The sequence below is a fragment of the Methylobacterium sp. NPDC097929 genome (assembly GCF_049543375.1).
In the GTDB taxonomy this organism is placed as follows: Bacteria; Pseudomonadota; Alphaproteobacteria; order Rhizobiales; family Beijerinckiaceae; genus Methylobacterium.
Genome location: NZ_JBMVEP010000004.1, coordinates 1 through 19,308, shown reverse-complemented (window position 1 = coordinate 19,308; position 19,308 = coordinate 1). Strand labels below are relative to the sequence as shown.

Below are 19,308 nucleotides of genomic sequence, written 5' to 3'. Positions count from 1 at the left end.
CGGGCTCAGACCTTGCTCGCCACGCCGGTGGCCGCGGGTGCTGCCGAGGGCGACACGGTCGCGCCCTCGGTGCGGGCGCCGTTCAGCATCCGGGCGATGCCGATGCCGCCGGTCTTCGCGATCTGCTGGCCGATCTGCTCGGAGAGCATCGACTTCCAGATGCCGCCGGCATTGCCGTTGCCGAACACGGTCTCGGCCTTGGGCAGCATCGCCTCGACGAATTGCTGGATCACCTGGCCCTCGAACTTGCGGTAGGGGTCGGCGGCGCCGGTCCGGGCGGTGTCGTTCTTCAGGCCCGTCAGCGTCCCGTGCACGTCGAGCGGCAGATGCGTGCTCAGGCCCGCCTCCCGGGCTGCCTCGTCGGCGGCGCTGGCGAAGGCGGCCGGGTCGCCGGGCTGCGACAGCTTGGCCGCCGCCTCCTGGTAGCGGGCCGGATCGGCGGCGCGGGCCACGTCCATGATGATGTCGGAAGGGGGGGTGATGCTCATCGGGCCATCGAACCTGACGCGGCGCAGAACGCTGCGCCGCCAGAAGATCGGCCGGACCCTAGCCTCGCTGGCTTACGGGAGGCTTGCGTCGCGCGCCCGCGTGAGGCCGTCGAGCCGCTCCATCGCTTCGAGCCGCTCGCGCTCGCGGCCGAGCGAGGTCCCGATCCGCTCGGCGCTCAATTCCGCGCGCTTGAGCGCGAGGCCCTGCTCGCGCACCGCGTCGGTTTGGGCCGCGGCGATGCGTTCGAGTTCGGTCGCCCGAGCGGCGAGGCTCCGCAGGCGGCGGTTGGCCGCTTCCAGGAAGAGGTGGCCGTGGGCGGAGGATCCGACGGAGGCGAGCAGGGCGGCGCGATCCGCCTCCACGGCCTCGGCGTCGCGCCGGGTCTGGGCGAGCTGCCACTCGGCGGCGCGGCGCATCTGCTCCTGCACGGCGGTGAGCCGTTCGGCCCGTTTGAGGCGCTTGGCGAGGTCGGCGGCGGACACGCGATCTCAGTCCTTCCCTAGACTATCGTGCCGGATATCGTATCCGGCACGATAGTCTAGCTTCTTGTTTCGCATCGTCTTTTTTCCGAAAGCCGGCGGCCACCTTTCGGGACGATGCTCTAGCCCTTGCGCAGCCAGGCGAGGTAGCCGGTCAGGAACTGCGTCATGAATTCGCTCGACAGGGTGTAGAGCAGGATCAGCGCACCGAACATCACGAAGGGCGTGGCGACGAAGTAGACGGGGATCGTCGGGGTGAGCTTGTTCACGAAGCCGGAGGCGAGGTTCACCGCCACCGCGTAGATGATGAAGGGTGCCGCGATCCGGAGCGAGAGCGTGAAGGCCTCGCCGATCTGGTCGGCGATGCGCACCAGCGCCGTCTGCGTGCCGAAGCCGTCGCCCGGCGGAATGCGGCCGTAGGAATCGACGAGCCCGCGCAGCAATTCCCAGTGCAGGTCGGCGGCGAACATCAGCGCCACCACGCTGAACACGATCAGCGACTCGATCGCGGGCAGCGCCTCCGAGCCCTCGACCGGCGTGCCCGGCATCGAGCCGAAGCCGACCATGGTCGAGACCGCGTTCATCACCGTCTCCAAGACGAAGACGAAGATGCGCCCGAGCAGGCCGATGAGCAGCCCCGTCACCGTCTCGCTGCCGATCCAGACCAGGATCTCCGTCGGCGCCTGCCCCGGCAGCCGGCCCTGGAACAGCGGCAGCAGCAGCGGCGTGACGGCCAGCGACACCCCGCCCGCGATGAGCAGGCGCACCTGCGCCGGCACGCGGGGGCTGGAAAAGCCGGGCACGATCAGGAGGCATCCGCCGATGCGGCAGAAGATCAGGAAGGTCGCCAGGAAGGCGTCGCCCCCCAGCAGGCTCCCGAAGCCCGGGATCACGCGATGGTGCCCAGCGACTTGATCTCGACGCCGCGGGCAATCTCCAGGTGCGAGAGGACGGGCAGCGTCGGGAACATCCGCTCGATGATCATCCGCACGTAGGGCCGGGCGTCGGGGGCGGTGACGAGGGCGAAGCCGTGGACCTGCCGCATCCGCTCGCGGATCGCCTCGCCGGCTTCCGTGCCGAACTGCTCCACGAGACGCGGGTCGATGTCGAACTCGACGACTTCGCCCTTGGCGTCGCGCTTCAGGCTCTGGTGGAAGGTGAGGTCCCAGTTGGCGCCGAGGCGCAGCACGTGCAGCACCCCGTCCTCGGCGAGATCGCCGCAGATCTGCTGGGCGACGCGCATGCGCACGTGCTCGGCGATCTGCTCGGCGCGGCGGGCGTGCGGCGTGATCTCGGCCACGGCTTCCAGGATCAGGTGCAGGTTGCGGATTGAGACCCGCTCCGAGAGCAGGAGTTTCAGGACCGCCTGGAGGCCCGAATGGGAGATCTGCGAGGGGCAGATCTCGTCGATGAGCCGCTTGTACTCGGGGTCGAGCCGGTCGAGCAGCGCCCGCATGTCCTTGTAGGAGAGGAACTGGGGCAGGTTGTTGCGGATCACCTCGGAGAGGTGGGTGAGCAGCACCGAGGCGCCGTCGATCGCCTCGAAGCCGGAGCGGCGCACCTCGCCGGCATAGGCATCGACGATCCAGAGCGCCCGCATGCCGAAGGCGGGCTCGCGCACCTCCTCGGCCGGCACGTCGGGGCGGGGCCCGTCGCCGACGACGACGAGCAGCTCGCCCGGCCGCATCTCCTGGGTCGCGGCTACCGTGCCGTGGATGCGGATCTGGTAGGTCTTGGGCGGCAGGTTGAGGCTGTCGCTGAGCTTGATGTCGGGCACGACGAAGCCGTACTGGCGCGCGAACTTGCGACGCATCTTGGCCACGCGATGGTGCAGCTCGGCATGGCTGCCCTGGATCTGCGCGGCGACCTGACGGCCGAGGCAGAGCTCGATCTCCGGCGTGCGCAGCTGCTCCTTGACCGAATCCTTGACCTCGGTCTGTTTGGCCTCCTCCTCGCGGCGGGCCTTCGCGGCAACGAGGGCGGCCTGCGCGGCGCGGCGCTTCGGAATGGTGATCGCCACAAAGCCCATCAGCCCGGCCAGGGCGACGAAGGGCAGGAAGGGCAGGCCCGGCACGAGGGCGAACATCAGCATCAGCGCGGCGGCCACGATCAGCGCGCGGGGATAGGCGCTGAGCTGGCCGAGCACCGCCTCTTCGGCCGCGCCGCGGGTGCCGCCCTTGGAGACGAGCAGGCCGGCGGCGAGCGAGACGATCAGCGCCGGAATCTGCGAGACGAGACCGTCGCCGACCGAGAGCTTGACGAACACGTCCGCTGCCTGACCGAGCGGCATGCCGTGGCGGGTGGTGCCGATGATGACGCCGCCGAACACGTTGACGGCGATGACGATGAGCGAGGCCACCGCCTCGCCGCGCACGAACTTCGAGGCGCCGTCCATCGAGCCGAAGAAGGCCGATTCCTCCTCCAGCTCCCAGCGGCGGCGCTGGGCCTCCTTGTCGTCGATCAGCCCGGCATTGAGATCGGCGTCGATCGCCATCTGCTTGCCGGGGATGGCGTCGAGGGTGAAGCGGGCGCCCACCTCGGCGATGCGGGTCGCACCCTTGGTGATGACGAGGAAGTTGACCGTGATCAGAATCATGAACACGACGATTCCGATCACGAAATCGCCGCTCATCACGAATTGCGAGAAGCCCTGGATGACGTGGCCGGCGGCATCCACGCCCTTCTGGCCGTTGGCCAGGATCAGGCGCGTCGTGGCGATGCCGAGCGCGAGGCGCAGCAGCGTCGCGATCAGCAGCACGGTCGGGAAGGCGGAGAATTCGAGCGGCTTCTGAATCCAGAGCGCCACCATCAGGATCAGCACCGAGAGCGCGATCGAGAAGGCGAGCCCGATATCGATCAGCACCGCCGGCACCGGCAGGAACAGCACCGCCAGGATCGCGACGATGCCGGCGGCGAAGCCGAAATCCCGCCGCGACCGCTTTTCCAGGACGAGCGCTTCGCTCACCGCCATGACGTGAACCGACTCCCTCAAGATCGGGGCGGTTCTGGCCGACAAAGCTTGCGCGGGGATGGCCGCTGCGCACCGGCGCCCTGCGTCGGGAGTGTGAAGGAAGCGGTTGCGGCCCGGCGGTTTTCCGGGATCGTTCACCGGAATTCACAGGCGAGTGCCGCATGGCAGGGCATCGAATCCCGGGCTGCGCAAGGGCGCCCGTGCTGCTAAAGTCTTTTCCGTCGAAGCTTTTGTCCTTCCCAAGGTCGGGGCTTTCGCGCGGGACCGGGCGGCCAAGTCTCGACAGCTTTCTCCGTCCGGTCCCAACCGCCGCTTTGCGCGCGGCGCGGTTCAGAACCCCGTCGCGATCCGCCCGTAGGTCATCTCGGCGAAGGCGTAGATCTGCGAGCCGACGAAGGTCCCCGTCACCAGCATCACCAGCAGGATCGCGACGATCTTCGGCACGAAGGTCAGGGTGACCTCCTGGATCTGCGTCAGCGCCTGCAGCAGCGCCACCGCGATGCCGACCAGCATCGCCGCGCCGACGGAGGGCCCGGCGGCCACGAGCACGGTCCAGATGGCGGAGCGCACGAGTTCGAGGGCGTCGACCTCGTTCATGGGAGGGACTTTCGTCGCTGCATGTCTCTTCGGGTCGGCCGGCGCGTCGCGACCTTGCGCTCGAGCATCGTCCCGAAAGGTGGCCGCCGGCTTTCGGCAAAGGACGATGCGAAACGAGAGACTGGAACATCGTGCCGGATACGATGTCCGGCACGATGGTCTAGCTGATGGAGATGCCCGAGACGAGCAGCATCTCGCGGCCGTCGGCGAGCTTGGCCATCACGCCGTCGCTGGTGACCCGCACCGACTGCACCGTGCCGGTCGTCAGGCCGTCCGCCGAAGTCAGCGTGCGCCCGATGATCGCGTCGGCCTGATTCAGGAAGCTGGAGGCCAGCAGGGAGTCGAGCTTCTGGTTGGTCTTGGTGGCCTGCTCGACCTGCGAGAACGAGGCGAGCTGGCCGACATACTCCGTCGAATCCATCGGCTTCGTCGGGTCCTGGTTCTGAAGCTGGGCCATCAGCAGCTGCAGGAAGGTGTCGGCGTTCATCTTGGAGGCGACCGAGGTCGCCGCCTTCGCCGCAGCGCCGGTGGTGGTGCCGGTGCTCGCGCCGGTCGCGGTGACGTCCATGGGTTCAGGCCTTGTCGGAGGGAGGGGCGGCCGGCCGAACGCGGGCCGCGGGCCGGCGGCGCTGGCCGGTGCGGGCCGGGGGCACGAGCAGGGCGGCGGGGGGCACCTCCGGGGGAGAGCCCGCCGCGCCGAGCAGCGTCGCCTCCGCCGGGTAGAGGCCGCGGATGAGCTTCAGGGCCTCGAAGGCGCGGCCCGCCTCGACCAGGGCGTGCGCCGCCGTCAGCCCCTCGCGGATCGCGGGATCGGTGGTGGCGGCGAGGATGCCCTCCTCGATCCGGGCGTAGAGGGAACGGGCCGGGACCGCCTGGGCCGGCGCGATCAGAATGGTCTGCGCAGCGAAGTAGAGCTGGCGCAGGGGCGTCGTCGCCTCCTCCGCCTGGAGCACGTGGCCCTCCAGCAGGAAGGTCGCATCGTTCATCAGTTCGAGCGCGACCTTGCGGTCGACGCGCACCACCGCGCCGTTGATGTAGACGCGCTCGCCCGCCTTCAGGCTCAGATGCATGGTGCGGGCCGTGGCCCGGCCGGACTCGCGCGTCATCGTCCGCCCCTCACCGCAGGCCGTCGCGGATCGAGGTGTTGACCTCGATCAACGCCGCGAGGCTACGCTCGGGCGTGTTCAGCACCTCGCCGGCCTCGCGCATGGTCCACAGGCCGATGGCCACGAGGTCGGAGCGCAGGCCCTCGGGAAGTCCGTTCTCGGGGTCGAGCAGGTCGGCGATCAGCACGTTCCAGAGGTTCTGGATCGAGCCGACCGCGGCGTTGCGCTCCGCGCCCGCGGCCGGGCCGCGCGCCTCGGCCGAGCGCAGCAGGCCGAGCGCCCGGTCGAAGGCCTCGCGCTCGCGCTCGCGGCCGAGATCGGGCGCGTCCTCCATGATCTCGGAATAGGAAAGGCGGTACATCGGGGCCGACGCTCCGTGCGCGATGGGGAAAAGCGGGCGGTCAGGAAAGGAAGTTGATCAGGCTGAGGCTGCGCAGCTGCGCGGTCAGCCCGTAGGACATCTGCATCTGGGTGGTGATGGCATCGACCCGCGCCTTGGCTTCCGCGGGATCGACGCTCTCCAGATCCCGGATCTGTCCGGTCAGCAGCGCGGTCTGCTTGGCCATGCGCGCATTGGCCTCCGTGATCCGGCTCTGGCTGCGGCCGAGATCGGCCTGCATCGTCGTCAGGCCCCCGCTGGCCTGCCCCAGCAGATCCATGACCCGGCCGGTGGCCGCCTGCTGCGCGTCCTGCGAGAGGCCGGACAGGCCGAGGCCGGAGGCGACGACGTAGGCCATGCCGAGCTTGCGGAAGGCGTCCGCATTGGCGGTGGCCGAGGTGCCGACGGTCTCGGTCAGCGAGATCTGGCTGTCGATCGTCCGGCTCGACGCCCCCGACCAGGTTTGTTTCCAGTTCGCCTCGGTGAACAGGCCGGCGAGCGGACCGTCGATGAAGCTCTCGATCTGGGAAGGCGTGATGCCGGACGCCGCCGCGGAGCCGGGGGCGAAGCCGAAGGAGAGGGCGAAGGCGTCCTCGACCGCCGTCCTGGCGGCGGAGGCCGGGCTGCCCTCGTAGGCCGTCAGCGGGGCCGTCCCGCTGGCGGTGCCGCCGAACACGAACTGGCCGCTGGCGTTGGTGTTGAGCGCGCCCGCCAGCGCCGCGAGGCGGCCGCGGGCGGCCTCCGCGGCCGTCTGCCCGCGCTGGCTGGCGGGAAGCGCGGTAAGTTCGGCAAGCGTCGCGTCGGCGGCCGTCTGGATCTCCTTGAGCGCGCCCTGCGTGGCCTGAAGCCGGAGCGAGGCCGCCGCGTTGCTCTGCGTCAGCGCCGCCAGGACGGCGCTCTGCCGGCGCAGGCCGAAGGCCTCGGTGACGCCGCCCCCGAGCGTCGCGCCGACATCGGCGAGGCGGCCGGTGGCGATCTCCCGGGTCGCGGTCGCGAGATCGCTCTGGAGGCGCGCGGCGCCGGTGCGCGGCGCGTTCCAGAGGGTAAGGCTCGAAATGAAGCCCGTCGTCATCATGGTCGTGTCACCGCACCGCGTCGAGGAGGGTCTTGAGCAGGTCGTTCACGACCCCGATGAGCTTGGCCGAGGCGCCGTAGGAGCGCTCCAGCTGTAAGGCGAGCGCGGCCTCGTCGTCGCCGTTCACGCCGGCCACGTTCGAGAGCGCCTCGCTGGCGCGGGCCAGCAGGGTCTTCTGATAGGAGGCCTCGACCGAGGCGTCCTTGCGCTGCGCTTCGAGCCAGCCGGCGGAGGACGCGGCGAGGTCGGGCAAGCCGGCGGCGCCGCCGAGGCCGATGGCCGGATCGAGGGTCTGCGCGGCGGAGAGCGAGGCCAGCAGGCCGCGCAGGCGCCCCGCATAGGCGGCGTCGCCGCCCGCGGCGGGATCGGCATAGTCGCTGCCGTTCATGCCGCCGCCGCGCAGCAGGGCGAGGCTGCCGCCCCGGGCGGGATCGACCGCTTGGTTGACCGCGATCGACGAGGCGAGGCCGCCGCGCCCGGCCGTGCCGGAGGCGGGCAGGCTTGCGTTGCCGCCGGCCGTGAACAGGCCGGCCCGCGGGCCGCCAACGGGTCCCACCGCGTCGCTCTCGGCGAAGGCGCCGATCAGGCCGCCGGCCAGGGCGTCGAGCTGCGCCTCGTAGGTCACCGCCACGCCGTCGCGCAGAGCGGCGAGCCCGGCGATCCGTCCGGAGGACAGCGGCATCGGCGAGGCGGCGCCGGTGACGGGTACGCCGTCGATCGTCACGCTGCCGCCGGGCGTGCCGGCGGCGAAGGCGGCAGTGGGGGAGAAGGCGACCGCGCGGGGGCCGCGCTCGAACAGGGTGACGCCGCCATCGGTGTAGAGCGCCATGTCGCCGCCCTCGCGGGCGACGGCGGTGACGCCGATCTCCTGCGAGAGCGCGGTCAGGATGCGGTCGCGGTCGTCCAGCGCGTCGGTGGCGTCGCCCCCGGTGGCCGTGAGCCGGGTGACGGCCCGGTTCGCGCTGTCGAACCGTCCCAGAAGATCGTTGATGCGGGCCACCGCGTCACCGATGTCCGCATCGGCCTCCGCCCGCACGGCATGGACGGCGCCCGCCGCTTGATTCAGGCTGCCGGCCAGCGCCTTGGCCGCCTCCACTGCGTCGCGGGCGAGCTGCAGGTTGTCGGGCTGGTTGGCCGCGGCCTGGAGGGCGGCCTGGAGGGCCGAGAGGCGCGCGGCCGGCGCGGTCGCGTCGTCGGTGTCGCCCACGGTCTGTGCGAGCTTCGTCAGCCCGCTCAGCAGGGCGTCGCCGCGGGCGGCATCGGACGAGGCGGCCAGCGTGCGGGCATAGAGCGCCGGATCACCCGCGCGGGTGATGGTGACCGTGGCGCCGCCCGCGCTTCCCGCGACCAGCGTCGCGATCTTGCGCGAGTAGCCGGGATCGTTCGCGCCCGCGACGTTGCGCGCGGACACGGCGATCTGGTTCGCGTTCGCGAGCAGCGAGGCGCGCGCGGTGTTGAGCGCGAGGGTGAGACCCATCGGTCGGTTCCTGGGACGCGGAGACGAGTGGGATGCGCCCGCGGCCGGCGGGCGCATCCCGGTGCGGCGGCGCCGCGCGTCAGCGCTTGAGGTTCATCAGGGTTTCGAGCAGCTCGTTGCCGGTCATGAACACCTTGGAATTGGCGGTGTAGACCGTCTGCGACTCGATCATCGTGGTCAGCTCGGTGCTGACGTCGACGTTGGATTGTTCGAGCGCCCCGGCCTTCATGATGCCGCGCCCGCCCTGACCCGCGAAGCCGATCTGGATGTCGCCGGATTCCGCGCTCGTCGTGAAGACGTTGCCGGCCCGCGGCGCGAGGTTGTCGGGGCTCGCCACATCCGCGAGCGGCACCTTGAAGGCGGCCTTGCGGGTGCCGTCGGAATAGACCGCGTAGACCGTGCCGTCCTCGCCGAAGGCGGTGCCGGTGACGGCGGTGGGCGACGAGCCGTCGGCCGTGCCCGAGAGGTTGTGGTCGCCCGACAGCTGCGTCAGGCCTGCCAGATCGACCTTGACGCTGCGGCCGTTCGGCACCTGCACGGTAGCCGTGCCGCCGCCATTGACCTTGCCGTTGCCGTCGAAGCTCACGGTGGTGGAGCCGACGAAGGCGTTTCCGGAACCCGGGCTGAAGAAGCTCACCGCCCAGGTGTCGCTGGAGGTCTTGGTCATCTGCACGTCGAGCGTCACCGGCTGGCCGACGTTGTCGTAGACCTTGAGCGAATTCTTCTTCGAGTAGCCGACGGCGCCCGTCGCCGTGGGATCGTAGACCGGCGTCTCGAAGGAGAGGTTGCCGCTGATCGTGGCATTGGTGGAGGGGCGCGCCTCCTGGCCCATCACGCTGACGTTGACGGGCTGGAGATCGGCGACGCCGTTGAGGACGGGGTTCGGCGTGCCGTTGGCGAGGCTGTAGCCCATCAGGGTGAAGCCGCCGGAATTGACGAGGTTTCCGGTCTTGCCGTCGACGACGAAGTTGCCGGCCCGCGTCAGGAAGGGCGCGCCGCCCGCGTCGCGCACGACGAAGAAGCCGTTGCCCTGGATGGCGAGGTCCTTGTCGGAATTGCTCGAGGCGATGGGGCCGCCCTCGCTGACCGCGCGCCGCAAGGTAGTCTCGACCGCGCCGGAGTTGTAGTTGCCGACATCGCCGGAATCGAGCAGCAGCGAGGAGAACTCGGCCGAAGTGCGCTTGTAGCCGGTGGTGCTGGCGTTCTGGATGTTCTCGGCCACCGTCGAGATGCGGTTCGACTGAGCGTTCATCCCGGAAACGCCGGTGCGGAGCACGCCGATGAGACTCATGCTGACACCTCGTTGACTTTCGGATTCTGGCGCAATGGACACGGCGTCGCTTGCGCGGGGCTGAAGGAGACGGCGACCTCTGCCGGCACAGCGTTCGCTGCCGTGCCGGCTGCCCCCGCCGAGGCGGGGTGGCGGTCGTCCGCCGTGTTTTCGGAATGAAAGACCACGCTCATCCCCGCAGGGACTGGGCGAGTTCGAGGAAGGCGTCGCGGCTCGGGGGCTGGCCCGGCTCCTGGCGCAAGGCCTCGTAGATCCGCGGCACGAGGCTGACGGCCTGATCGAGATCGGGATCGCTGCCGGCGCGGTAGCCGCCCATCAGGCGCAGGTCCCGCGTCTCCTCGAAGCGGGCCATCATGCTCCTGAGCTTGCGCACCAGCTCGCGCTGGTCCCCGGTCCAGACCTCGCCCGCGAGGCGCGAGATCGAACCGAGCAGGTCAATCGCCGGGTAGCGGCCCTGCTCGGCGATGGCGCGGTCGAGCACCACGTGGCCGTCGAGCGTGCCGCGGATCGAGTCGGCGACGGGATCGTTGTGGTCGTCGCCATCCACCAGCACCGAGAATATGCCGGTGATCGTGCCCGTCCCCTCGGCGCCGGGGCCCGCGCGCTCCAGGAGCCGCGGCAGGTCCGAGAAGACGCTCGGCGGGTAGCCGCGCGCCACCGCCGGCTCGCCGGCCGCCAGCGCCACGTCGCGGGCGGCGTGGGCGTAGCGCGTCACGGAATCGACGATGAGCAGCACCGACTCGCCGCGATCGCGAAGGGACTCGGCGATCGCCAGCGCCACCTTCGGCGCTTGGCGGCGCATCATCGGGCTCTCGTCGCCGGTCGAGACCACGATCACGGCGCGCTCGCGCGCGGCGGCGATCGGCCCTTCGAGGAATTCGCGCACCTCGCGCCCGCGCTCGCCCACCAGCGCCACGACGACGCTGTCGAAGCCTTGGGCGCCGGCCAGCATCGCCAGCAGGGTGGACTTGCCGACGCCGGAGCCGGCGAAGATGCCAATGCGCTGGCCGGCGCAGAGCGGCGTGAACAGGTCGATCGCCCTGACGCCCGTGGGCAGCGGCGCCTTCACCCGGGCGCGGGTCATGGCGGCGGGCGGGTCGGCGTCGAGAGGGACGCTGCGCGGCCCCTCCGTGAGCGGGCCGAGGCCATCGACGGGGCGGCCGAGCGCGTCGATCACCCGGCCCTTCCAGCGCGGATCCGGGCGCAGCTGCGCCGGGCCGATGCGGTGGGCGAGGCTGCCGATGCCGGCCTCGATCCGGCTCTCGAACGGCTTCACGGTCGCGCCGGCCGCATCGATGCGCACCACCTCGCCGACCTGCGTGCGGCCCTCGGCGGAGAAGCCGATGCGGTCGCCGAGCCGGACGAAGGCGGACACGCCCGCGACCCGCGCCGCGCTGGCGGTGACCTCGCGCACGGGGCCGGCGACCCGCACCAGAGGCAGGTCGCGGCGCCCGGCCTCCATCGCTCGGTGAAGGCGCTCGATGGCGTTCTGCGTCATCGCGCTAGCCCTGCGGACCCAGCGTCTTGACGGCGCCGGTGAGGGTGTTGTCGGCCTCCGAGGTCATCGTCGCCGCGCTCTCGAAGGCGCGCTGGATCGCGATGAGCTTGGTCATCTCCAGGATCGGATTGACGTTGGCGCCCTCGACATACCCTTGCACCAGGCCGATCCGGGTGAAGTCCTGCACCGGCCGGCCGGGGATGCTGGAGGCCACGGCGTTCTCGCCGGAGCGGGTCAGCACGGCCTTCGGGTCGAGGGTGAACACGCCGAGCGCCCCGACTTGGTTGACGCCCTGGTGGATGCTGCCGTCGCGGCCGATGACCGGCGGGCCGGCCTGGGGATCGAGCAGGAGCGCTCCGCCGCCGGGATCGACCACCGGCAGCCCGCCCACCGTGCGAAGCTGCCCGTTGGCGTCCATGGTCAGGCGCCCGTCGCGGGTGTAGCGCGTCTCGCCCTTCGGTCCCTTGACCCCGAGCCAGGCATCGCCCTGGACGGCGACGTCGAGGGGGGCATCGGTGCGCGTGGTCTGGCCGGCGGCCCGCGAGATGGTGGCCTTGCCGGGGCCGACGAAGGCGACCTCGCCGCGGTTCGAGCGGGCGAGCAGTTCCGAGAAGCTCGTCTCCTCCGCACGGAAGCCGGCGGTTGCCATGTTGGCGACGTTGTTGGCGGTGGTGGTCAGGCGCCGCTCGAGGGCGATCTGGCTCGAGAGGGCGACGTAGAGGCTGCTCTGCATCGTCCTACCTCCCCGCCCGCGCGGCCTGCGCGTTCGTCAGCATCTCGGCGTCGATGCCGTTGGCGGATCCGGTAAACAGGGCGAGCACGGGCGCGCTGGCGGTGTTGTTCTGGGCATCCCAGATCGCCGCGAAGCGACGCACGAAGGCGTCGAGCTTGTCCGGGTCGCGCAAGCCCGCGATGTCGATCGTCTCGGCGATCAGCGCGGCGCGCTTGGCCAGGGCCTCGCTCGTCGCCGCGCCGCTCGTAGCCGGCAGGCCGATCACGGTGTTGGCCACTTGGCTCAGCGCCGCATCGCCGAGGATGTCGTAGGCGCTGCCCAGGGTCGGCGCCTTGCGGGCGAAGTAGAGCGCGAGGCGCACGCCCGTATCCGCGTCGCCCGCCTCGCCCTCCAGCGACTGGCGCAGATAGGCCTGGGTGACGGTCTGCGCCATCGAATCCGGCCCCAGCGCCGTGCCGAAGCCGACATCGGCCGCGATCCGGTCCGGGGCGGAGAGGGGTGCGTTGCGGATCGCCAGGGTGCGGTTCGCTCCGCCCGCGCTCACCAGCGTGTCGGCATCGCGCCCCGTGCCGCCGGAGGCGCCGTCGGCGCCGAGATCGGTGAGGGCGGAGGTCTCGAAGAACAGGCTTCCGTCGGCGGCCAGCCCCGCCTGGACCTTGCCCTTCAAGGCGGACGCCTCGATCTGCGCGGCCACCGCCGCCGCGATCTCCGCGGGCGTCACCTTCGACAGGTCTTCCACCCGGCCGGCGAGCGCCCGCGCGTCGAGCCGCACCGTGACCGACTGCGTGGTCGCGGCGTCGAGCCGGGATTCCACGACGAAGCTCGCCTCCGCCCGGCCGCTGAAATCGTAGGAAGCGGCCAGCAGTTTCGGTGCGCTTAGCGAGGCGGCACGGGCCTGCTCGCCGAAACGGGCCGCGTCGGCGCCCGCGGCGGAGACGCCCTGTCCGAAGCTGAAGGCCTTGGCGAAGGCGGTGTAGCGCTCGTCGGCCAGCCGGTTGGCGAAGCTCGCCGCGCTGGCGGCCCCTTCCTCCAGCACCTTGCGCATGAAGGCCTTGGCGTAGGTCATCTCCTCCAGGCCGTAGGCCTTCATGGCGTAGGCGTAGAGGCGCTGGTCCCCGAGCAGGTCGTCGACCGACTTCACCGCGCCGATATGGGCCTCGTAATAGGCGGTCTCGCGCGCGACCGAGGGTTCCGCCGCCTTCCGTGCGAGGGAGGCGGTGAGATCCTTGGCGATCAGCCGGTAACTGGTGAGCGTGTCGGTCACGGGCGGGCGCCTGGGCGTGAGCGCGGGAGGAGGGCGACCGTCGGAGCGGTGCGGACGGAACGCGACCCCGGCTCTAGGGCGGCTTGCTTGTCCCGGGCTTGCCGGGGTTCGTCCGGTGCGGTCACGGCGCGACCGGGCCGATGATGGTCTCGGTCGTGATCACGACCCAGCCCGCGCCCGTCCGGCGGATCGACAGCACGCGGCCGGCGCCGGGCAGCACGCTGCCGAGGGAGGCGGTCAGCCGCCCCTCGCGGCTCTCCAGGGTCGCGACGCCGTCGGCGACCCCGCGCAGGGCGTAGGTGCCCGCCTGCGGCGGGGCCGGGCGCTCCGCCGGGTCACGGGGCAGGGCGGCGGCCACGGGGCGGTCCGGCAGCGAGCCGGTGGTGACGGGATCGAAATCGGGATCGGCGAGCCGGCCCTGCGCCACACTCTTCTTCCAGGCGAAGGGCGGCGTGCCCGCGGGCAGCACCGCCTGCACGGCGTAGCCGTGCGTGCCCGTCGAGATGGCGTAGCCGGCAAATCCGCTGGCGGTCAGGGCGAGCAGGACGAGGGCCGCCAGCACGGTGCGCTCGCCGGCCGCTTCCCTGGCGCGGCGGGCCGCGACGCTGACCGCCAAGGGTCGTGACACCGGTCGTGAGACCGGCCGCGGCGAGCGGGCGCCGGCGGAGGAGGATCGCCGTGCGGGATCGAACTGCATCGCGGGTCTCGGCGGGTCGGTTCCAGGGCCGGCGCGCGGACACGAAGGTCTCCGCGGCGCATCCCGGGGGCGGAAGACGTCATCGTTCACGATCCGTGTACGGTTATGCTTCCTGCACGCTTGCATTTCGCACACGCCCACACACCGATCGTCAACCAGTTTTCCTAGGTGCGCATGGTTAATGCGCTCCTAATAAAGCAGTCTGGATGAAGCGAACAAAAAAGAATGCAACCTGATTGCGGATTTTTTCCTAATCGGCCAGCTCTCGAAGTAAAAAAGACAGTCTGCTCCTCTTACGGAAACGCAGAGGAGAGCAGGATGCAACAGGTTAGCGCAGTTGCAGTGAAGGCCCGCAGCACCAAGGGCGGCTTTGCCCGGTGCAAAATACTGCGATGGACGAGTTCACTGTTTGGGGGACGATCAACGGCGAGGCTTTGCGGCGCACTTTCCCCAGCGCCCGTGCGTGGCGCATCCTGCAGCGCGCTGAGATCGAGGTGCGCGGTATGCAGAGCCGAGAGTGGCTGTGATGAGGTCATCCCTGCAAATTTAGCGCTGGCTCGGAGTGAGTGGGATTCCTAGAGGTAGGGTAAAGAATACCGAAGGATTATTCTTCCTATCAAAGCGCGTTCTATTATCCGGCGAGGGAGAGATGGGTGCGCCATCGGCAAGCGTACGTCCTCTCTTATTCAAGTAAGTCCGCCCATGACTTGATCCGACATCGCAATCCTCGTCTGCTAATTGAGCGGTTGCCGGACACGGCACTTTATCAACTCCAACTGCACCTGTGTCAGCAGCACGCGCAATTGGAGCGTAGTTTGTGTTAAATATAAATCGGAATGTACTAGTTCTCTCTATCGATGCAGCCGGAGTAACGCTCAAGGGGTTCCAAATCTGCGCAATGAGTTCATAACTGCCGCCAATGCCCAATTTGTAACTCAGGGCAAAAGAGTAGGATATTTGCCCAGGAGCCATTATTTCTCGGCTATCAATAGACGTTAGATAATTCTTAGACATATCAACTGTAATGTTTTGCAGCCATTGTGAAAGTGTTTGATCGGAACCCACCCATATTCTCTTGAAGTTCGAGCCGTACAGATTTGCCGATACGTCTTGAAAGTTAATATCGCCGCCGTGAGGCAGACTGTTATAGCAATCGAAGTCTTCGGCAGCCGGGCGATGTTCAGGAATCGATGTTTTACCGTAAAATGGACGATAGATCCTGGCGCTTTGGAGAACTGCAAAATTTTGAGCGACTTCGAATGTATCAGTTTCAGAAACAGATGGTCCGGCAGCGAGGGTAAGAGATTTATAATCCACGAGCCGGGAAATACGGTTGAACCCTACGGTTAACGATTTGGTGTCAACCTCCTTGAGATCTACATAAACACCTGCAAACAAATTGTCCGCTATATCAAGATAGCGGTGGTTGTAGGCACTGGGAAGATTTTGTTTATATGCCGCTCCAAATAACTCCCTTTGCTGCCTGTTTGCTTCAAGATAAGTAATCATTTCACACTTGATTGATTTAAGGATTTTACTAACCGGAATTCCCTCTTCAGGGCTGGATAGATTATACGGGGTAACGCATCCGCCGACCTGAGTCACAACTAGTTGGAAGCATATTAACTTGGTGAATCCTGATTTCATCACGGCCCCCAATTTTTGGTTAATAAAATTGATACGTCAGGGACTGTCCAGAGGCTTTCGGGCAACAACACAATCAAAAACCTGCATCCACCGAAGGGGCGCGCTTCAAGAATCTCAACCTAGAACGCTCTCGCATTCGGACTGACTGCAACGATTGCAGCATTGGGCAATCGCACCTGACAGACACTGTGGCTGTCGAACCCTATTCTACCGCCTCTTGGTCGGTGTGGATAAGATGACCGGATCCCGTGCAGACCATCCAGTGAGCAACTGGCCTGCCCCCTGAAATATAGGTTGCGGATTGCAAGCGCGAAGGTTGATGCCGGGTTAACGATGCCCGGCGAAGGGATGTCCCATCTCATCGACAGGGCGGCGGAGGGACTTTAAGCCGAAGTGTAGAGACGGGCGCCGGAGGCGAGCATGGCCGATCCGCGGGGGAATGGTTCGCCGGAGGCTGCGGCGGCGGTCGCGCGGGTGGGCAAGCGTCACCGCGTCGTGCAGCAGGGCCGCATCGTCCTCGGTCCCGAGCGTCTCATCGCCTGCACCGTGCGCGACCTCTCCCACCGGGGCGCCAAGATCCGCGTCGACTCGCGGCACGTCCTGCCGGAAAGCTTTTCCCTCGTGATCGCCGCGCACGACCTGCGCACGCTGCCCGCCCGGCTGTGCTGGCGGCGGGGCGATCTGGCGGGCGTCGCCTTCGACGAGGCGGCGGCTCCCTAGCCGCTTGTCCACAGACGGTCACCCGCTCTGTGGAGAGCCCCGGCGGGACGGCGCCGCCCGGGCCGGCTTAATCGCTTCGTAACGGGCCCCGGTCATTCTCGCGGCATCGAAAGGCGCTCTCGGCAGCCATCTTGGCCGCCATGCGGAGACCTTCGAAGACAGGCCAGCGGGTGGACCCTCCGGGTCCATGGACATGATGTCGGTCCGCTGATCCGGTGCGAGTCCGGAGGTGTGATGCGCGGCGCCACGAGCCCTACGGGCTCGCCGCGGCCCCCCGTGAGGGGCCGTGCGGCCGCACCGGTGCGAGCCCGGTCCTCGAGAACCGTCCCGTCCTCATCATCCCCGGAAGACAGATCCGTGACCAGCCTGCTGACCAACAACTCCGCGATGACGGCGTTGACCACGCTGAAGAGCATCAACGCCAACCTCGACGCGACCTCCAACCGCGTCTCGACCGGTCAGCGCGTGTCGACCGCGGCCGACAACGCCGCCTACTGGTCGATCGCCACCACCGTGCGCACCGACAACTCCGCCCTGTCGGCCGTCAAGGACTCGCTGGGCCTCGGCTCCTCGGCCGTCGACACCGCCTATAACGGCCTCAACTCGGTGCTCTCCGACCTGCAGAACATGCGCGCCAAGCTGCAGACCGCCCTGCAGCCCGGCGTCGACCGCGCCAAGGTGCAGACCGAGATCGCCGCCATCCAGAGCAAGATGAAGTCGACGGCCGACTCGTCGAACTCCAGCGGCCAGAACTGGCTCTCGGTCGACTCGCAGGCGGCGGGCTACCAGGGCACGAAGTCCGTGATCGCCGGCTTCTCCCGCAGCGCCTCCGGCACCATCAACTTCTCGACCGTCAACATCGACGTCAACGCGATCAAGCTCTACGACGTGTCGAGCTCGACCGTGTCGTCGGCCGGGACGGCGGGTACCGTGACCGGCACGACCGCTCTGACCGGTACGGCCGCCTTCCGGCCCGGCACGGCGAATGCCGGCACCGCCGACTTCAGCGGCCAGAACCAGGAAATCTTCACGCTGACGCTCGACGACACCTCGACGGCGACGATCCGCCTCGATCAGTCGACCCTCAAGTCGGCGGCGGCGAACCTCGCCAAGGTCACGACCGAGGAACTGCTCGACGCGATCAACAACCAGATCGCGGCCTCGGGTACGGCCAATCTCGGCGGCAAGGTGAAGGCCTCGCTCGACACCAGCGGGCGCCTGCAGTTCGTCACCACCGCGACCGGCGCCACCACCAACGCCGCGATCACGATCCAGAACTCCGCGATCGTCAACGACAACGGCATCACGGCGGGCGCGAAGCTCGGCCTCGGCTTCGGCACCGGCACCGCGGGCACCGATGCCCGCAAGGGCGCCGGCACGGCGGCCTCCACCACAAGCGGCCAGGGCATCCTCGATACCGTCGAGGCCACCGGCTACTCGATTGGCTCCATCGACATCTCGGGACTGGCGGGCACCACCGGCGACAACACGCTGAAGGCCCTCATCACCCAGGTCGACAAGGTCATCGCCAAGGTCACGGATGCGGGTACCAAGCTCGGCGCCGGCAAGACGCAGATCGATGGTCAGATGACCTTCGTGGAAACGCTGATGAAGGCCAACGACCGGACGATCGGCATCCTGGTCGATGCCGACATCGAGGAGGAATCGACCAAGCTGAAGGCGCTGCAGACGCAGCAGCAGCTGGCGGTCCAGGCGCTGTCGATCGCGAATTCCGGCAGCCAGAACGTCCTCTCGCTCTTCCGCTGATCCGGGCGAGCCGGTCCGCCGACACCGGCGGACCGCGGTGACAGAAAAAGGCCGCGCCCGGCATCGGGCGCGGCCCTTCTCGTTCATGGGGCCGAAAAAGGCTGGTTCAGCCGACGAAGGTGTAGCCCGCCAAGCGCTTGGCCTCGATCGGGTCGTAGCCGAGCCGCATCCGCAGCTTCTTGCGCAGCTTGCTGATATGGCCCTCCACCACGCTCTCCTCCACGCTGGTGTCGAGGTCGCCGTAGACCGCCGTGAAGATCTGGCCCTTCGTCACCTGCCGGCCGCGGTTCTTGGAGAGGTATTCGAGGATGTGCCGCTCGCGCCGGGGCAGGATCAGGCAGGCGCCGTCGATTTCGGGATCGCGCCCATCCGTATGGACCTTGAGGCGACCGGCTTGATCGGGGGCGGGGGCCGGTTCGGCGCCCCGGCCCGTCCGACGCCGGATCGCGCTCGCACGGGCGATAATCTCGCGGACATGGACGGGTTTGCGCACCACGTCGTCGATGCCGGCGGTGAAGAGCGCCAGGGTCTGTTCGAGGGAGCGGGTCTCGTTGAGGGCGATGATCGGCGCCCGGCTGAGCGAGCGGATCGCCACGGTGCAGGAGGTGCGGTCGGCGCAATCGCCGATCAGGAAGCCGTCGATCGCCTCCACCTTGATCCGCGGCGCGGCGTCGAGCCAGCCCTGCATGGAGCCGATCGCCAGTCCCTGCGCCTTCACGCCCTCGGCGCCGAAACCGGCGACGTAATGCTCGGTGACGCTCTGCCGCTCGTCGACAACGATGTACATCGCCAGTGCTCGAAGATGTGCGAGGTCATTGCGTCGCGAGCGATGGTCATTCGCTCGCCGCCATGGCCGATCGGACTGTTGAAGATCGATCGAATGCTGCGGTCTGTGGTGGAGGGAACGTGTCGGTCTTCGATCGACGCTCGCCGGCAGCCGCTTTCTGCAACATTTGACGGTGTGAGCTTTTTGGCTGGAATGGTTAACGACCCGTTAAGGCCGGCCCGCGCCGTTACGAAGCGTTAGAGCCTGTTTGAGGTCCTCCGCCGGCCGTCCCCATCTGTCTCGTGTCACCAATACACGATCCGTCTGGCAGGACGGAGGAGAGAGCAGATGT

The 19,308-nt window shown here is 68.5% G+C and carries 20 protein-coding genes; 3 read left to right on the top strand and 17 right to left on the bottom strand.

Translation table 11 applies throughout. From position 1 onward, the window contains the following. Positions 1-5: 5 nt before the first annotated feature. The 15 genes from ACPCJR_RS12585 to ACPCJR_RS12515 form a co-directional block, all read right to left on the bottom strand. Positions 6-488: a rod-binding protein gene (locus ACPCJR_RS12585; RefSeq protein WP_391512395.1), complete on the bottom strand. Its 483-nt coding sequence runs from the start codon at positions 486-488 to the stop codon at positions 6-8. Between the two features lie 72 nt (positions 489-560). After that, on the bottom strand, positions 561-971 hold the full coding sequence (locus ACPCJR_RS12580) for a hypothetical protein (RefSeq protein WP_391512394.1): 411 nt from the start codon (positions 969-971) through the stop codon (positions 561-563). 119 nt (positions 972-1,090) lie between these two features. Further along, on the bottom strand, positions 1,091-1,861 hold the full coding sequence (gene fliR / locus ACPCJR_RS12575) for a flagellar biosynthesis protein FliR (RefSeq protein WP_391512393.1): 771 nt from the start codon (positions 1,859-1,861) through the stop codon (positions 1,091-1,093). After that, complete coding sequence (gene flhA / locus ACPCJR_RS12570; protein ID WP_391512392.1) at positions 1,858-3,939, bottom strand: flagellar biosynthesis protein FlhA; 2,082 nt, start codon at positions 3,937-3,939, stop codon at positions 1,858-1,860. Before flhA ends, fliR begins: the two co-directional genes overlap by 4 nt. A 330-nt stretch (positions 3,940-4,269) precedes the next feature. Next, entirely contained in the window at positions 4,270-4,536 is a 267-nt protein-coding gene (fliQ, locus tag ACPCJR_RS12565; RefSeq protein WP_110350743.1) for a flagellar biosynthesis protein FliQ, read from the bottom strand. Positions 4,537-4,696: 160 nt separating this feature from the next. Continuing rightward, positions 4,697-5,104 carry a flagellar hook assembly protein FlgD gene (flgD, locus tag ACPCJR_RS12560; protein ID WP_391512391.1) on the bottom strand — a complete coding sequence of 136 codons (408 nt, stop codon included), beginning with the start codon at positions 5,102-5,104 and terminating at the stop codon, positions 4,697-4,699. 4 nt (positions 5,105-5,108) lie between these two features. Then, positions 5,109-5,606 carry a flagellar biosynthesis repressor FlbT gene (gene flbT, locus ACPCJR_RS12555; protein WP_391512684.1) on the bottom strand — a complete coding sequence of 166 codons (498 nt, stop codon included), beginning with the start codon at positions 5,604-5,606 and terminating at the stop codon, positions 5,109-5,111. 46 nt (positions 5,607-5,652) lie between these two features. Further along, on the bottom strand, positions 5,653-6,003 hold the full coding sequence (gene flaF / locus ACPCJR_RS12550) for a flagellar biosynthesis regulator FlaF (RefSeq protein WP_391512390.1): 351 nt from the start codon (positions 6,001-6,003) through the stop codon (positions 5,653-5,655). A gap of 40 nt (positions 6,004-6,043) precedes the next feature. Continuing rightward, complete coding sequence (locus ACPCJR_RS12545; RefSeq protein WP_391512389.1) at positions 6,044-7,096, bottom strand: flagellar hook-associated family protein; 1,053 nt, start codon at positions 7,094-7,096, stop codon at positions 6,044-6,046. A gap of 7 nt (positions 7,097-7,103) precedes the next feature. Next, on the bottom strand, positions 7,104-8,573 hold the full coding sequence (gene flgK, locus ACPCJR_RS12540) for a flagellar hook-associated protein FlgK (RefSeq protein ID WP_391512388.1): 1,470 nt from the start codon (positions 8,571-8,573) through the stop codon (positions 7,104-7,106). A gap of 79 nt (positions 8,574-8,652) precedes the next feature. Further along, positions 8,653-9,864, bottom strand: a complete 1,212-nt coding sequence (locus ACPCJR_RS12535; protein ID WP_391512387.1) for a flagellar hook protein FlgE — start codon at positions 9,862-9,864, stop codon at positions 8,653-8,655. A gap of 169 nt (positions 9,865-10,033) precedes the next feature. Then, a complete protein-coding gene (fliI, locus tag ACPCJR_RS12530) occupies positions 10,034-11,362 on the bottom strand; it encodes a flagellar protein export ATPase FliI (protein ID WP_391512386.1) in 1,329 nt (442 codons plus the stop codon). Between the two features lie 4 nt (positions 11,363-11,366). Next, positions 11,367-12,095 carry a flagellar basal-body rod protein FlgF gene (gene flgF, locus ACPCJR_RS12525; RefSeq protein WP_391512385.1) on the bottom strand — a complete coding sequence of 243 codons (729 nt, stop codon included), beginning with the start codon at positions 12,093-12,095 and terminating at the stop codon, positions 11,367-11,369. 4 nt (positions 12,096-12,099) lie between these two features. Then, positions 12,100-13,359, bottom strand: a complete 1,260-nt coding sequence (locus tag ACPCJR_RS12520) for a DUF1217 domain-containing protein (RefSeq protein WP_391512384.1) — start codon at positions 13,357-13,359, stop codon at positions 12,100-12,102. A 121-nt stretch (positions 13,360-13,480) separates the two neighbouring features. Next, positions 13,481-13,975 carry a hypothetical protein gene (locus ACPCJR_RS12515; protein ID WP_391512383.1) on the bottom strand — a complete coding sequence of 165 codons (495 nt, stop codon included), beginning with the start codon at positions 13,973-13,975 and terminating at the stop codon, positions 13,481-13,483. A 473-nt stretch (positions 13,976-14,448) separates the two neighbouring features. Between ACPCJR_RS12515 and ACPCJR_RS12510 the strand changes: the two genes are divergently transcribed. Next, positions 14,449-14,583, top strand: coding sequence for a hypothetical protein (locus ACPCJR_RS12510; protein ID WP_391512382.1), 135 nt, complete (start codon positions 14,449-14,451; stop codon positions 14,581-14,583). 19 nt (positions 14,584-14,602) lie between these two features. Here the strand turns inward: ACPCJR_RS12510 and ACPCJR_RS12505 are convergent, their stop codons facing one another. Further along, on the bottom strand, positions 14,603-15,703 hold the full coding sequence (locus ACPCJR_RS12505) for a hypothetical protein (RefSeq protein WP_391512381.1): 1,101 nt from the start codon (positions 15,701-15,703) through the stop codon (positions 14,603-14,605). Between the two features lie 420 nt (positions 15,704-16,123). Here ACPCJR_RS12505 and ACPCJR_RS12500 point away from each other — a divergent pair, with 420 nt between their 5' ends. Then, on the top strand, positions 16,124-16,423 hold the full coding sequence (locus ACPCJR_RS12500) for a PilZ domain-containing protein (RefSeq protein ID WP_391512380.1): 300 nt from the start codon (positions 16,124-16,126) through the stop codon (positions 16,421-16,423). Between the two features lie 357 nt (positions 16,424-16,780). Beyond that, positions 16,781-18,190 (top strand): flagellin, encoded by a 1,410-nt coding sequence (locus ACPCJR_RS12495; protein ID WP_391512379.1) that lies wholly within the window; start codon positions 16,781-16,783, stop codon positions 18,188-18,190. A 106-nt stretch (positions 18,191-18,296) separates the two neighbouring features. Here the strand turns inward: ACPCJR_RS12495 and ACPCJR_RS12490 are convergent, their stop codons facing one another. After that, the gene (locus ACPCJR_RS12490) at positions 18,297-18,977 is read right to left on the bottom strand and encodes a response regulator transcription factor (protein WP_391512378.1); all 681 of its coding nucleotides are present in this window, start codon (positions 18,975-18,977) and stop codon (positions 18,297-18,299) included. Positions 18,978-19,308: the final 331 nt, after the last annotated feature.

Bases quoted from the DNA above. Each gene is read 5' to 3' on its own strand.
- flgF (WP_391512385.1), bottom strand. From the start codon at position 12,095: ATGCAGAGCAGCCTCTACGTCGCCCTCTCGAGCCAGATCGCCCTCGAG.
- fliQ (WP_110350743.1), bottom strand. From the start codon at position 4,536: ATGAACGAGGTCGACGCCCTCGAACTCGTGCGCTCCGCCATCTGGACC.
- ACPCJR_RS12505 (WP_391512381.1), bottom strand. From the start codon at position 15,703: ATGAAATCAGGATTCACCAAGTTAATATGCTTCCAACTAGTTGTGACT.
- flgK (WP_391512388.1), bottom strand. From the start codon at position 8,573: ATGGGTCTCACCCTCGCGCTCAACACCGCGCGCGCCTCGCTGCTCGCG.
- ACPCJR_RS12510 (WP_391512382.1), top strand. From the start codon at position 14,449: ATGGACGAGTTCACTGTTTGGGGGACGATCAACGGCGAGGCTTTGCGG.
- flgD (WP_391512391.1), bottom strand. From the start codon at position 5,104: ATGGACGTCACCGCGACCGGCGCGAGCACCGGCACCACCACCGGCGCT.
- ACPCJR_RS12585 (WP_391512395.1), bottom strand. From the start codon at position 488: ATGAGCATCACCCCCCCTTCCGACATCATCATGGACGTGGCCCGCGCC.
- ACPCJR_RS12535 (WP_391512387.1), bottom strand. From the start codon at position 9,864: ATGAGTCTCATCGGCGTGCTCCGCACCGGCGTTTCCGGGATGAACGCT.
- flaF (WP_391512390.1), bottom strand. From the start codon at position 6,003: ATGTACCGCCTTTCCTATTCCGAGATCATGGAGGACGCGCCCGATCTC.
- flhA (WP_391512392.1), bottom strand. From the start codon at position 3,939: ATGGCGGTGAGCGAAGCGCTCGTCCTGGAAAAGCGGTCGCGGCGGGAT.
- ACPCJR_RS12500 (WP_391512380.1), top strand. From the start codon at position 16,124: ATGGCCGATCCGCGGGGGAATGGTTCGCCGGAGGCTGCGGCGGCGGTC.
- flbT (WP_391512684.1), bottom strand. From the start codon at position 5,606: ATGCATCTGAGCCTGAAGGCGGGCGAGCGCGTCTACATCAACGGCGCG.
- ACPCJR_RS12490 (WP_391512378.1), bottom strand. From the start codon at position 18,977: ATGTACATCGTTGTCGACGAGCGGCAGAGCGTCACCGAGCATTACGTC.
- fliI (WP_391512386.1), bottom strand. From the start codon at position 11,362: ATGACGCAGAACGCCATCGAGCGCCTTCACCGAGCGATGGAGGCCGGG.
- ACPCJR_RS12545 (WP_391512389.1), bottom strand. From the start codon at position 7,096: ATGATGACGACGGGCTTCATTTCGAGCCTTACCCTCTGGAACGCGCCG.